The following is a 13,411-nucleotide window of genomic DNA, read 5'->3' as shown; positions in this document are numbered from 1 at the left end:
GCCTCAGGCGGCCTTGCGGAACAGTCGGCGGAAATTCGCCGTGGTCAGCGCCTCGACCTCCACCCCGCTGAGGCCACGGGCCTCGGCCAGGACGCGCGCGGTATGCGCCACATAGGCCGGCTCACAGCGCTTCCCACGCAGCGGCACCGGGGCGAGATAGGGGCTGTCCGTCTCCACGAGCAGCCGATCGGCCGGCAGTTCGGCGGCCACTGCCCGGATTTCCGGCGATTTCGGGAAGGTCAGGATACCGGAGAAGGAGACATAGCCCCCCATAGCCACCGCCTGCCGGGCCAGCTCGGCACCCGAGGAAAAGCAGTGCAGCAGGAAATCGAATTCGCCGCCCGACTCACGCTCCTCGCGCAGGATGCGGAGAATGTCCTCATCCGCCTGCCTGGCATGGATGGCCAGCGGTAGTCCGGCCAGCCGCGCCGCCCGGATATGCCGGCGGAACCCCTCCTGCTGCATCTCGCGCGGCGACTTGTCATAGAAGTAGTCGAGCCCGCTCTCGCCGATGCCGATGATGCGCGGGTGGTCGGCCAGCGCCACGATCTCCTCGACCGTCGGCAGCCCCTCCGGCTCGCCCGCATTGTGCGGATGCACGCCCACCGTGCCCCAGACATCCGGGAAGCGCTCGGCCAGCGCCTTCACCGCCGCCGCCTGGCCGACGCGGACGCCGATGGTGACCAGCAGGCCGACACCCGCCTCGCGGGCCCGGCCGACGATCCCCTCGATCTCGGCCTCGGTGAAGTAGTCGAGGTGGCAGTGGCTATCGACGAGCATCGTTCAGGCTTCGACCTTGCGGAAGAGCGGGGCCGGCGGCGGCAGCAAGATACCCTCGGCCAGCGGCACGGCGAGGGCATCGAGCCCCCTGCCCTCCGCCGGCACGCCGAGCTGGTCGAGCATCGTCGCCACGGTCCCGGGCATGAAAGGTTGCAGCACGGTGGCGAAGACCCGCAGCGCGGTATGCAGGTGCCGCAGCACCACCGCCATGCGAACGGGGTCGGTCTTCTTCAGCGCCCAGGGCGCCTGGAGGGTAATATAGCCATTCGCCGCCCGCGCCTCGGCGAGGATCGCCTCCAGCGCCAGGTGGAATTCCTGCCGCCCGATATGCGCGCCGACCCGTCCTGGCAGGCTCCCGAGTCCGGAGAGCAGCTCCGCATCGCTCTCCGCCGCTTCGGCCGGAGCCGGCAGAGCGCCGCCGCAATTCCGCTGGATCAGCGAGAGCGTCCGGTTCGCCAGGTTGCCCAGCGTATCCGCCAGCTCCCCATTCAGCCGCCCGATCAGCGCCGCGCGGGAGAAGTCGCCATCATGGCCGAAGGGCACCTCGCGCATCAGGAAATACCGTACCGGGTCGAGCCCGTACTCCTCTACGAGCTTCACCGGGTCGATGACATTGCCGAGGCTCTTCGAGATCTTTTGCCCCTCATTGGTCCACCAGCCATGGGCGAAGACCCGCCGCGGCGGCTGGAGCCCCGCCGCGACAAGGAAGGCCGGCCAGTAGATCGCATGGAAGCGGACGATGTCCTTGCCGACAAAGTGGACATCTGCCGGCCAGAACTTCCACCGCGGGGCGGCCGTGTCGGGATAGCCGGCGGCGGTGATGTAGTTGGTCAGCGCATCCAGCCAGACATACATCACATGGGCCGGGTCGCCCGGCACCGGGATGCCCCAGGTGAAGCTGGTCCGGCTGATGGAGAGGTCCTGCAGCCCGCCCTCGACGAAGCGCATCACCTCGTTCCGCCGCGAGGCCGGGGCGATGAAGTCCGGGTTCTCCCGGTAGAATTCGAGCAGCCAGCTCTGCCATTTCGACAGACGGAAGAAATAGCTCGGCTCCCGCACCCACTCGACCGGCGCACCGGTCGGGGCGAAGCGGCGCCCGTCCCGCTCCTCGATCTCGTCCGGCCCATAGAAGGCCTCGTCCCGCACTGCGTACCAGCCCTCGTAATGGCCGAGATAGATCTCGTCCCGCCGGACCAGCTCCTCCCACAGCGCCTGGCAGGCCGCCTTGTGCCGCGGCTCCGTGGTGCGGATGAAGTCGTCGTTGGAGAAGCCCATGGTCGCCGCCAGGTCGCGGAAATGCTGGCTCACCCGGTCGGTGAAGGCCTGCGGGTCCATCCCCGCATCCTGCGCCGCCTTCTCCACCTTCTGCCCGTGCTCGTCCGTGCCGGTGAGGAAGAAGACCTCATGACCCGAGAGCCTGGCCCAGCGCGCCATCACATCGGTGGCGAGCGAAGTATAGGCATGGCCGATATGCGGCCGGTCGTTCACGTAATAGATCGGGGTGGTGAAGTATGTCGTGGCCATGGCTGCGTCTTTCAGCGGAGCGAGAGCATCCCGAGGCTGCTCAGGACGGCCTGCTTGCGGTCGAGGTTCAACCGCTCCGTCTCGTCCGCGAGGCGGCCCAGCTTCTCCCACAGGGTGGACCACTCGGCAAGCGAGCGCCCTTCGGCCCACCGCAGCGCCGTGCCGTCGCGCGCTGCGCCGCGCAGCCCGGCCGCCATCGCCCGCCGCAGCAGGGCCATGAAGGTGGTGAGCGCCGCCGCATCGCGCCGCGCCGTGACCCGGTCCGCGATGTCCTGCGCCCGGCGCGGATCGAGCCGCGGCAGCCCTGCCAGCACCTCGTCGACCAGGGATTGCAGGGCGAGCCCCTCGCCCTCCGCCAGCAGCAGGGCGCGGCCGGGGCAGCCATCGGCGATGCGGGCAAGGCCGGCCCGCTCCGGCCCGCCCAGTTCCGGCAGCCAGCGGCCGAGCAGCCCCTCCATCGCCGGCGCCGGCAGCGGCGCCAGGTCGAGCCGCCGGCAGCGGCTGCGGATGGTAGGCAGCAGCCGGTCCGGCGCGCTGGTGACGAGCAGCTGCACGGTGCGCGGCGGCGGCTCCTCCAGCGTCTTCAGCAGGATATTGGGGACGACTTCGCGCTCCGCCCGCTCCAGCTCCTCGACGACGACGGCGCGCCAGCCGCCCTCGGCCGCGGTCATCGCCATGAAGCGCAGCGCGGCACGGGCATCCTCGGCGCGCAGCACCTCCTTCTTGCCGCGCTCGCCGGTATTCGGCGCCATGCTGAACAGATCGGCATGGGCACCGGCGGCGACACGACGGAAGACCGGGTGCTCCTCCGGCAGGTGCAGCGGCACCGCGCCTGCCGGAGTCCGGGGCAGCCCGGCCAGCAGCCAGCGAGCGAAGCGATAGGCGAGCGTGGCCTTCCCGACTCCGGAAGGCCCGGCGATCAGCCAGGCATGCGGCAGCCGGCCGGAGCGGGCGGCTTCCTCCAGCGTGCGCGCGGCATCGTCATGCCCGAACAGCTCGGGATTGGCGCGGGGCTCCGGCGGCGTCACGGCAGCAGGCGGGCGCGGACGGCCTTCAGGATCTCGCCGGCGACGCCCTCCGGCGTGCCGGTCGCATCCAGCAGCAGGCAGCGATTCGGCTCCGCCGCCGCGATGGCTCGGAAGCCGTCCCGCACACGGGCATGGAAGGCCGCATCCATCGCCTCGTAGCGATTGGCATCGCCGCGGGCGGCGGCGCGGGCGAGGCCCGCCTCGGGATCGATTTCCAGCACCAGCGTAAGGTCGGGCCTGAGCCCCTCCAGCGCAACCGCCGCCAGCGCGTCGAAAACATGCCGCGGCACGCCCTGCCCGAAGCATTGATAAGCGAGGGTCGAATCGGCGAAGCGATCCGACACCACCCATCTCCCGGCCTCGAGCGCCGGCCGGATGGTCCGCTCGACATGCTCCCGCCGTGCCGCGAAATGCAGCATGCACTCGGCGACGCCATCCCAAGGGTCCTGCCCCAGCAGCACGGAGCGGATCGCCTCCGCCCCCGGCGCACCGCCCGGCTCCCGCGTGCGAAGGACGTGGATGCCCTCCGCCTCGAGCGCCGCGACGAGCCGCCCCGCCTGGGTGGATTTACCCGCCCCCTCCCCGCCTTCCAGCGTGATGAAGCGGCCCCGCCCCATCAGCCGCCGATCCAGCGGCCGATCACCGCCGGGATGCGCGAGACAAGGCCGAGCCTGTCCACATCGGCGCCTGCCAGCAGCGGCAGGGAGAGGTTCGGCACCCCCTGCCCCATCACCTCCAGCCGCCCGAGCTCCTGGCCCTTGAGGACAGGCGCGGCGATCGGCGCGTCATATCGCACCTTCGCCTGCAGCCGCTGCCGCCACTGCCGCGGCAAGGTGACGACCACATCCTTGCCGCCCACCAGCGGCACCGTCCGCCGATCGCCGAGATGCACCGGCACCTCCTCGATCACATCCGCCGCGCGGAACAGCACCACATTCTCGAACTCGCGGAAGCCCCATTCCAGCAGCCGCTCACTCTCCTCGCCGCGTGCCCGCATGGTGGGCAGGCCGTTGAACACCAGGATCAGCCGCCGGTCGCCCCGCTTGGCGCTGGCGGTGAGGCCGTAGCCGGCCTCTTCGGTATGGCCAGTCTTCAACCCGTCGGCACCGGGCACGCGCGCCAGGGTCGGGTTGCGGTTCTCCTGGCTTATGCCGTTCCAGGTGAAGCTGCGCTCGTTGTAGTACTTATAGTATTCTGGGAAGTCGTTGATGATGTGCCGGGCGACCCGCGCAAGGTCGCGGCAGGTCATCCGGTGCTCCGGGTCGGGCCAGCCGGTCGCGTTGCGGAAGGTGCTGTCGGTCAGGCCGATCTGCTTCCCTTTCTCGTTCATCATCTCGGCGAATTGCTGCTCCGAGCCGGCGATGCCCTCGGCCAGGACGATGCACGCATCGTTCCCCGACTGCACGATGACGCCGCGGATCAGCGCCTCCACCGGCACCGTGCTGCCGATCTGGACGAACATCTTGCTGCCCTGCATGCGCCAGGCCCGCTCGCTGACCGGCAACTCCTGGTCCAGCTTGAGCCGTCCTTCCTTCAGCATGCTGAAGACCATGTACATGGTCATCAGCTTAGACATGGAGGATGGCGGCATACGCTCATCGGCATTCTTGTCGAGCAGCACCGCATCGGTGTCGGCATCGATGATGAGTGCCTGACGGGCGATGGTGTCGAACGGGCCGAGCGGCGTATTCGCCGGGGTCGGCGCCGGGCCGGCGGGCGCGTTGCGCGCGCCGGTGGCACCCGGCCTCTGGGCATTCCGGGGCTGGGCGAGGGCCGGCAGGCTGGCGGCGGTCAGCGCCGCGGCGACGGGCAGGACCAGGCCGCGGCGGGTGGAACCCAGGACGCCGGGCTTCGGGGCATCAGGGCGGGAGGACATGGCAGGCGGACTCCGGTGCGGTGCGCATCGCATACGCCGTTGCACCCCCGCCGCTCAAGGGCTTGTGTGCGCCCACCGAAAATCGAGCGGTTGGCGTGGCTTGCGGGACGCTCTTCCAACGTCATTCCACCAGCAGCCGCACCTCCGGCAACCCCGCCAGCAGCACTGCGCCCACCGCCCGGTCAGCCGCGGCGACATCGGGGAAGGGCCCGGCGACGACCCGGTATTGCGGCTGGCGCCCACCGCCTAAGGGCTCAACCCGCGGCCGGACGCCTGGGATGCGCGCCGCCTGCCGCTGGGCTAGGTCACGGCGGAAGAAGCTGCCGGCCTCGATCAGCAGCCGGCCAGGCTGCGCAGGGCGTGTGGTCACGATTTCCGGCAATGGATCTGGCGGCATTTCGGGCCTGGCATCGGCCAGCGTCCGGGCCACGGCGCGGACAGGGGCGGTGCGCCCGCCCGCCTCCCGTGCCCCGGCCAGCGGCGGCAGCGCCTCGGTCTCGACCGCGGCCCGGGGCGCGGCGGCGACCGCAATCGCAGGCCGCTCCGCATTCGGCAGCGCACCAGCCAGCGCCTGGCTCGGTCCGGTCTCGACCCGGATGCGCACCTGCGCCGCCCCATTCGCCGGGATGCCCAGCAACTGCGCTGCCCTCGGCGACAGGCCGATAACCCGCCCCGGCTGCGCCGGCCCCCGGTCATTCACCCGGACCTTGATCTCCCGCCCATTCTCCAGGTTCCAGACAGAGACGATCGCCGGCAGCTGCAAGGTCCGGTGCGCACCGACCAGCCGGTCCGCGTCATAGGCCTCGCCATTAGCGGTGCGCTGCCCCGGCCGGCCCCTTGGCAGCACCGCGGCGACGCCACCCTCCTCCAACCCGAAATCCTCGCGCGGATAGGACCAGACGCCGCCCATCGCATAGGGCTCGCCCAGCATGTAGCGACCGGGGAGCGTCGGCGGCGGCGCCTGGCGATCGCAGCCCGCCGCCAGCAAGGCGATGGCGAGGGCGGCTCGCCTCAAGCGACGCGGTCCGAGAGCAGCCCCACGGCCAGCGCATAGTTCACGGGCGGATTGTAGCGGCGGATCACCTGGAAATTCTTGTGGCAGAGGAAAAGCTGGGTGGTGCCGTTCCGCGGCAGGACGAGGCTGCTCTCGATCTCGGAGGCGGGCAGCGGCCCGCCATCCTGACGGCGGAAGCCCATGCGGCCCCACTCCCGCAGCGGCCGCTTGCTGTCCATCTCCGCCCGTTCCTGGTCGAAGCCGGCCGGGGCGAGCACCGCTTGGCCCCAGGGCTCCTCGTCACGCCAGCCATGGCGGGCGAGGTAGTTGCCGATGGACGCCAGCGCATCCGCACGACTGTCCCAGATGTCCCGTCTCCCGTCGCCGTCGAAATCCACCGCCAACCGCTCGAAATTGCTCGGCATGAATTGCGGCTGCCCCATCGCCCCGGCCCAGCTGCCCTTCATCCGTGCGGGTGCGACATGCCCGCCATCCAACACCCTCAGCGCCGCAATCAGCTCGGTGCGGAAATAGCTCGACCGCCGCCCATCCCAGGCCAGTGTCGCCAGCGCCTCGATCACCCCGAAGCCGCCGGTATTGGTGCCGAAATTCGTCTCCATCCCCCAGATCGCCACGATCACGCGGGGATCGACCCGGTAGCGCGTGCCGATCGCGGCCAGCAGGCTGCGGCTCTCGGCGTAATTCCGCCGCCCATTATCGATCCGTGTCTGGGAGACGATGCGGTCGCGATACTCCTCCCAGCTGAGCGACCCTTCGGGCTGGCGCCGGTCCAGCTCCAGCACCCGGTCGACCGGGCGGAGGCCGCTGAGCGCCCGCTGGATCGTGCCGGGCGAGACGCCGGCACGGCGGGCATCCCCGCGGACGCCGTCGAGGAAGGCATCGAAGGACGAGGTGGCGGCGCGGGCCGGTGCGGCGAGCGCCACCGGAATCGCAAGGAACAACCGGCGAGGGATCATGCCGCGACAGGTGCCACGGGCCATGCCCCGTCCGCAACTACCGCGTGCTCTTGGAAGCCGGGGCGATGGTGCTAGGATCGGCGGAAGCCGAGGGGAAAACGTCATGGTCGCCGTCACCGAAACAATCGCCCAATATTGCGCGACGCTCGATTTCGCCACCCTGCCGCCCGAGGTGCAGGAGCGCACACGCTTCCTGGTGCTCGATCTCGTCGGCAACATCATTCGCGGCCGGCATGATGCGGAGAGCACCCCTGCCCTGCTCGCCATGGCGCGCGCCCTCGGCCTCGCCGCCGGCGGCTCCGCCGTGTTCGGCGACAGCGCCCGCTACACCCCGGCAGGCGCCGCGATGCTGAACGGCGCACTGGCCCACAGCCTCGACTTCGACGACACCCATGCGGCGGGCACGCTGCACCCGGGCGCGCCGGTGATCCCGGCGGCGCTGGCGGCGGCCGAGATGGTCGGCGCCGATGGCCGTACCGTCCTCTCCGCCATCGTCGCCGGCTACGAGGTGACTTGCCGCCTCGCCCTGGCCCTTCCAGGCGGCGACCACTACGACCGCGGCTACCATCCGACCGCCACCTGCGGCGCCTTCGGCGCTGCCGCCGCCGCGGCGCGGGTCTTCGGGCTGGACGCCAAGGGGATGCAGGACGCCTTCGGCATCGCCCTTTCCCAGGCCGCCGGCAGCCTGCAATTCCTGGCGAACGGCGCCTGGACCAAGCGCTTCCAGGTCGGCTGGTCGGCGATGAACGGCCTCGCCGCCGCAACGCTCGCGCGCGAGGGCTTCCGTGGCGCCTCCGAGGCTTTCGAGGGCAAGGCCGGCTTCCTCCGCGCCTATGCGCCGAACCCGACGCCCGAGCGCGCCCTCCAGGGCCTCGGCCATCAGTTCGAGCTGATGAACACGGCGGTGAAGCCCTACCCCTCCTGCCGCTATGGCCATGCCTGCGTCGATGCGGCCATCGCCTTCCACAACGAGCTGGGGCTCAAGGCGGAGGATATCGAGTCCGTCACTATGGGCCTGCCGAACAAGGGCATGCTGCTGGTCGGCGCCCCCCTCGCCTACAAGCAGAACCCCCAGAACGTCGTCGACGGCCAGTTCAGCGGCCCCTTCGTCGTCGCCTGCGGCCTGGTGCACGGCCATATGGGCTGGGACAGCTATGCCCACCTGCAGGACCCGGCGGTGCGCAGCGTCCTCCCGAAGGTCAACTGCGTCGAGGACCCCGAGATCCAGGCCCTCTTCCCGGACTACATGTCCGGCAAACTGACCCTGAAGGTCCGCGGCCAGGAGCATGTCCGGGTGGTGAAGATCGCAAAGGGCGAGCCGGAGAACTTCCTCACCGAGGCGGAGCTACGGGCCAAGTTCCATGGCCTGGTCGATGCCGTGCTCGGCCGTGACCGGGCGGTGCAGCTTGCCGATGCGGTGATCGGCCTCGAGCGTGCCGCCGACGTCAACGGCATGCTGCGCCTCGGCGCGCCGATGATGGCGGCAAGGCTCGCCGGGGAGTAATCTCCGGCCCTCGAACGGGCCGGGGCTCAGTCTCCGGCCCTACTTGTCCTCGAGCTGGCCGAGGAAGGCGCGGAAGTCCTTCGCCTCGCCGAAATTGCGGTAGACGCTGGCGAAGCGGACATAGGCCACCTGGTCCACCTCCTTCAGCGTCTCCATGACGATCTCGCCGATCTGTCGCGAGGTCACTTCAGAGTCGGCCTCCGTCTCCAACCGCCGCTGGATGCCGTTGACGATGCGCTCTACCCGGTCCTCGTCGATCGGGCGCTTGCGCAGCGCCACGCGGATGGACCGCGCCAGCTTCTCCCGGTCGAAGGGCGCCCGGCGCCCATCCGTCTTCAGCACCGTCAGCTCGCGGAGCTGCACCCGCTCGAAGGTGGTGAAGCGACTGCCGCAGGCCGGGCAGGAGCGCCGGCGCCGGATGGCCGCCGCATCCTCCGCCGGGCGGCTGTCCTTCACCTGGGTATCGTCACTGCCGCAATAGGGGCATCTCATCGATAGATCGGGAAGCGCTGGCAGAGGCTGAGCACCCGCCCCTTCACGCTCTCCTCTACCGCCGAGTTGGCGGCGGCATCATTGGCCCGCGCCAGCCCGTCCAGCACCTCGCCGATCAGCTTGCCGACCTCGCGGAACTCCGCCTCGCCGAAGCCGCGCGTGGTGCCGGCCGGCGTGCCGAGGCGGACGCCGGAGGTCACCATCGGCTTCTCCGGATCGAAGGGGATGGCGTTCTTGTTGCAGGTGAGATGCGCCCGGTTGAGCGCGCCCTCCGCCGCCTTGCCGGTGAGCTTCTTCGGCCGCAGGTCGACCAGCAGCAGGTGGTTGTCCGTACCACCCGTGACGAGGTCGAGCCCCTGCGCCTTCAGCTCTTCCGCCAGCGCCGCCGCATTGGCGACGACGGCCCGGGAATAGGCGCGGAATTCTGGCTTCAGCGCCTCGCCGAAGGCGACAGCCTTGGCCGCGATCACATGCATCAACGGCCCGCCCTGCAGGCCAGGGAAGACGGCGCTGTTGAACTTCTTCGCCAGCGCCTCGTCATTGGTGAGGATCATGCCGCCACGCGGCCCGCGCAGCGTCTTGTGGGTCGTCGTCGTCGCCACATGCGCATGCGGGAAGGGCGAGGGATGCGCACCGCCCGCCACCAGCCCGGCGAAATGCGCCATGTCGACCATGAACCAGGCGCCCACCTCGTCGGCGATGGCGCGGAACGCGGCGAAGTCCCAGACCCGCGCATAGGCCGAGCCGCCGGCGATGATCAGCTTCGGCTTGTTCTCGAGCGCGATGCGGCGGACCTCCGCCATGTCGATCCGCTGGTCCTCCTGCCGCACCGTATAGGGCACCGGCTTGAACCACTTGCCGGAGAGGTTCGCCGCCGAGCCATGGGTCAGGTGCCCGCCCGCCGCCAGGTCGAGCCCCATGAAGGCATCGCCCGGCTGGAGCAGCGCCAGGAACACCGCTTGGTTGGCCTGCGCCCCGCTATGGGGCTGCACATTGGCGAAACCGCAGCCGAAGAGCTGCTTCGCCCGCTCGATCGCCAGCGTCTCCGCCACATCGACGAACTCGCAGCCGCCGTAATAGCGCCGCCCCGGATACCCTTCGGCATACTTGTTGGTCAGCACCGAGCCCTGCGCCTCGAGCACCGCCCGGGAGACGATATTCTCCGAGGCGATCAGCTCGATGCCGTCCTGCTGCCGGCCGAGCTCCTGCCCGATGGCGGCGGCCAGTTCCGGGTCGGCTTCGGCGACCGGGGCGCTGAAGAAGCGGTCCGGGATGCGATAGGCAGTGGTCTCGTTCATGGCGTCACCCGTTCGGAGCAAGCTTGGCGAGGCGCCGGGCATGCCGCCCGCCCTCGAATTCGGTGGCGAGGAAGGCCCGCAGCGCATCGAGCGCCAGCTCCGGCCCGGTGGTCCGGGCGCCGAAGCAGGCGATGTTGGCGTCGTTATGGGCCCGAGTCAGCCGCGCCTCGGTCGCGGAGTGCAGCACCGCCGCGCGGATGCCGCGATGCCGGTTGGCCGCAATCTGCACGCCGATCCCCGTCCCACAGACCAGCACGCCGAACCGCGCCTCGCCCGCCTCGACGGCGGCGGCGACGCGATGGGCGAAATCCGGGTAGTCGACGCTTTCGGTGGAATTGGTCCCGACATCGATCAGCCGGTAACCGGCCTCGGCGAGAACCTGCTGCAGCACGGACTTGAGCGGCAGGCCGGCATGGTCCCCGCCGATGGCGATGGTGAGCTGGGTCATGCGGCGTCCCCTACCACGCAATGGGGTCCGCGCGATATGGTGACCACAAGGGCTTGCGCGCAACCCTGGCCTGCAAGCATGCAGCCCCTGGGCCCGCCTTGGCGCGGGCCGCCCACCTCTTCATCGCGCTTCCGTCCCGGCTCCGGACATGGCACGGATAGGCCGACGGAGGAGCACCCCATGGTCAACAGCACCAATCCCGAGACCCTGGCGCTGCATGGCGGCAGCCACCGGGCTGACCCGACCACCGGCTCGGTCGCCGTGCCGATCCACCAGACCACGAGCTTCCAGTTTCAGGACACCGGCCATGCCGCCCGACTCTTCGGCCTGGCCGAGCTCGGCAACATCTATACCCGCATCATGAACCCGACCTGCGACGCGCTCGAGACGCGGATCGCTGCGATCGAGGGTGGCGTGGCGGCGCTCGCGGTCGGCTCCGGCCAGGCGGCGACCAGCTTCTCGGTGATGAACCTCTGCTCGGCCGGCGACAACATCGTCTCCTCGACCGATCTCTATGGCGGCACCTGGAACCTCTTCGCCAACACGCTGAAGCAGTTCGGCGTCGAGGTCCGCTTCGTCGATCCCGCCGACCCGGAGGGCTTCGCCCGCGCCACCGACGCCCGCACCCGCTGTTACTACGCCGAGGTCCTGCCGAACCCAAAGCTGCAGGTCTTCCCCATCGCCGAGGTCGCCGCCATCGGCCGCCGCCTCGGCGTGCCGCTCATCATGGACAACACCGCCGCCCCCATCATCTGCAAGCCGCTCGCCCTCGGCGCCGCGGTGGTGATGCATTCGACGACGAAGTTCATCGGCGGTCACGGCACCAGCATCGGCGGCATCGTGGTCGATGGCGGCAATTTCGACTGGGAGGCCGGGGCTGATCGCTTCCCGACGCTGAACCAGCCGGACCCGAGCTACCACGGCGCCGTTTGGAGCCAGGCCGCGAAGCCTCTCGGCCCCATCGCCTACATCCTTCGGATGCGCACCTGCCTGCTGCGCGACATGGGCGCCCCGATGTCGCCCTTCAACGCCTTCATGTTCCTTCAGGGGCTGGAGACGCTGCCGCTGCGGATGGAGCGCCACTGCGCCAATGCGCTGAAGGTCGCCGCCTACCTCTCCTCCCACCCCAAGGTAACGAAGGTCATCCACCCGAGCGTGCAGACCGGCGAGGCGAAGCGCCGCGCCGATGCCGCGCTACGCGGCGGCTATGGCAGCCTGATGGGCTTCGAGATGCAGGGCGGCGCTGAGGCCGGCGCCCGCTTCATCGACAACCTAAAGCTGCTCTACCACGTCGCCAATATCGGCGATGCCCGCTCGCTGGCCATCCATCCGGCGACGACCACCCATAGCCAGCTTTCCGCCGAGGAGCAGCTGGCGACCGGCGTGACCCCCGGCTATGTCCGCCTCTCCATCGGCATCGAGCATGTGGAGGACATCATCGCCGACCTTGCTCAGGCGCTGGAGGCGGCATGAGCATCGGCACCCCGACCGGGGCCTTCCCCGCGACGCGGATGCGGCGCAACCGGCGCGACGCCTGGACGCGCCGGCTCAACGCCGAGAACACGCTGACGGTCGACGACCTGATCTGGCCGATCTTCATCCGCGAGGGCAGCGGCCAGACCACCGACGTCGCCTCGATGCCCGGCGTGGTTCGCGTCACGCTCGACCGCCTCGCCGGTCATGTCGAGCAGGCGGCGAGCCTCGGCATCCCCGCCGTCGCCCTCTTCCCGATGACGCCGCCCGAGCTGAAGGATGCCGAGGGCACCGAGGCGCTCAACCCCGAGAACCTGATGTGCCGCGCCGCCCGCCTATTGAAGCGCGAATTCCCCGAGCTCGGCCTGGTCGGCGACGTGGCGCTCGACCCCTATACCGACCACGGCCATGACGGCGTGATCCGCGAGACGCCGACGGGCGAATACGTCCACAACGACGAGAGCGTCGCCGTCCTCGTCACCCAGGCGGTGAACCAGGCCGAGGCCGGCATCGACGTCATCGCCCCCTCGGACATGATGGACGGCCGCATCGGTACGATCCGCGCCGCGCTCGACAAGGCCGGGCTGATCGACACCCGCATCATGTCCTATGCGGCGAAGTATGCCTCCGCCTTCTACGGCCCCTTCCGCGACGCGGTCGGCAGCGGCAAGGCGCTCCGCGGCGACAAGAAGACCTACCAGATGGACCCGGCCAATACCGACGAGGCGCTGCGCGAGGTCGCGCTCGACCTAGCCGAGGGCGCGGACATGGTGATGGTCAAGCCGGGCATGCCCTATCTCGACATCGTCCGCCGGGTGAAGGACCGCTTCGGCGTCCCCACCTTCGCCTACCAGGTGAGCGGCGAATACGCGATGATTATGGCCGCCGTCCGCAATGGCTGGCTGGAGCACGAGCGGGCGATGATGGAGAGCCTGCTCGGCTTCAAGCGCGCCGGCGCCAATGGCGTGCTGACCTATTTCGCGGTGGAGGCGGCGCGGCTGCTCCGGTCGCGCTGAG

The 13,411-nt window shown here is 70.0% G+C and carries 13 protein-coding genes; 3 read left to right on the top strand and 10 right to left on the bottom strand.

The genetic code is table 11. The features are described from left to right. Positions 1 to 3: 3 nt before the first annotated feature. From EP26_RS02455 to EP26_RS02425, 7 genes are all read right to left on the bottom strand, one after another. On the bottom strand, positions 4 to 780 hold the full coding sequence (locus EP26_RS02455; RefSeq protein ID WP_043335365.1) for a TatD family hydrolase: 777 nt from the start codon (positions 778 to 780) through the stop codon (positions 4 to 6). 3 nt (positions 781 to 783) lie between these two features. Beyond that, entirely contained in the window at positions 784 to 2,304 is a 1,521-nt protein-coding gene (gene metG, locus EP26_RS02450) for a methionine--tRNA ligase (protein WP_043335364.1), read from the bottom strand. Positions 2,305 to 2,315: 11 nt separating this feature from the next. After that, positions 2,316 to 3,332, bottom strand: a complete 1,017-nt coding sequence (locus tag EP26_RS02445) for a DNA polymerase III subunit delta' (protein ID WP_043335361.1) — start codon at positions 3,330 to 3,332, stop codon at positions 2,316 to 2,318. Next, positions 3,329 to 3,949 (bottom strand): dTMP kinase, encoded by a 621-nt coding sequence (tmk, locus tag EP26_RS02440; RefSeq protein ID WP_043335359.1) that lies wholly within the window; start codon positions 3,947 to 3,949, stop codon positions 3,329 to 3,331. The genes EP26_RS02445 and tmk overlap by 4 nt, the downstream gene beginning before the upstream one ends. Continuing rightward, positions 3,949 to 5,208, bottom strand: a complete 1,260-nt coding sequence (locus EP26_RS02435) for a D-alanyl-D-alanine carboxypeptidase family protein (RefSeq protein ID WP_052388709.1) — start codon at positions 5,206 to 5,208, stop codon at positions 3,949 to 3,951. Before EP26_RS02435 ends, tmk begins: the two co-directional genes overlap by 1 nt. A gap of 121 nt (positions 5,209 to 5,329) precedes the next feature. Then, positions 5,330 to 6,223 (bottom strand): SPOR domain-containing protein, encoded by an 894-nt coding sequence (locus EP26_RS02430; RefSeq protein WP_052388708.1) that lies wholly within the window; start codon positions 6,221 to 6,223, stop codon positions 5,330 to 5,332. Continuing rightward, positions 6,220 to 7,164: a lytic murein transglycosylase gene (locus EP26_RS02425; RefSeq protein ID WP_245624271.1), complete on the bottom strand. Its 945-nt coding sequence runs from the start codon at positions 7,162 to 7,164 to the stop codon at positions 6,220 to 6,222. Before EP26_RS02425 ends, EP26_RS02430 begins: the two co-directional genes overlap by 4 nt. 118 nt (positions 7,165 to 7,282) lie before the next feature. Between EP26_RS02425 and EP26_RS02420 the strand changes: the two genes are divergently transcribed. Further along, positions 7,283 to 8,683 carry an MmgE/PrpD family protein gene (locus EP26_RS02420; RefSeq protein WP_043335355.1) on the top strand — a complete coding sequence of 467 codons (1,401 nt, stop codon included), beginning with the start codon at positions 7,283 to 7,285 and terminating at the stop codon, positions 8,681 to 8,683. Positions 8,684 to 8,722: 39 nt separating this feature from the next. On the opposite strand, the gene nrdR is transcribed toward EP26_RS02420, so the two are convergent. Genes nrdR through rpiB form a run of 3 tightly spaced genes read right to left on the bottom strand, consistent with a single transcriptional unit; the run spans position 8,723 to position 10,921 of the window. Beyond that, entirely contained in the window at positions 8,723 to 9,175 is a 453-nt protein-coding gene (gene nrdR, locus EP26_RS02415; protein ID WP_043335353.1) for a transcriptional regulator NrdR, read from the bottom strand. Further along, positions 9,172 to 10,473, bottom strand: coding sequence for a serine hydroxymethyltransferase (gene glyA, locus EP26_RS02410; protein ID WP_043335351.1), 1,302 nt, complete (start codon positions 10,471 to 10,473; stop codon positions 9,172 to 9,174). Before glyA ends, nrdR begins: the two co-directional genes overlap by 4 nt. Before the next feature lie 4 nt (positions 10,474 to 10,477). After that, the gene (gene rpiB, locus EP26_RS02405) at positions 10,478 to 10,921 is read right to left on the bottom strand and encodes a ribose 5-phosphate isomerase B (RefSeq protein WP_043335348.1); all 444 of its coding nucleotides are present in this window, start codon (positions 10,919 to 10,921) and stop codon (positions 10,478 to 10,480) included. Between the two features lie 180 nt (positions 10,922 to 11,101). Between rpiB and EP26_RS02400 the strand changes: the two genes are divergently transcribed. Both EP26_RS02400 and hemB read left to right on the top strand, forming a co-directional pair. Next, a complete protein-coding gene (locus EP26_RS02400; RefSeq protein WP_043335346.1) occupies positions 11,102 to 12,394 on the top strand; it encodes an O-acetylhomoserine aminocarboxypropyltransferase/cysteine synthase family protein in 1,293 nt (430 codons plus the stop codon). Further along, positions 12,391 to 13,410, top strand: a complete 1,020-nt coding sequence (gene hemB, locus EP26_RS02395; protein ID WP_043335344.1) for a porphobilinogen synthase — start codon at positions 12,391 to 12,393, stop codon at positions 13,408 to 13,410. The genes EP26_RS02400 and hemB overlap by 4 nt, the downstream gene beginning before the upstream one ends. The last annotated feature ends 1 nt before the right edge of the window (position 13,411 follow it).

It is taken from the genome of Belnapia moabensis DSM 16746, assembly GCF_000745835.1.
Lineage (GTDB): Bacteria > Pseudomonadota > Alphaproteobacteria > Acetobacterales > Acetobacteraceae > Belnapia > Belnapia moabensis.
This window is presented reverse-complemented; position numbering and strand designations above follow the sequence as displayed.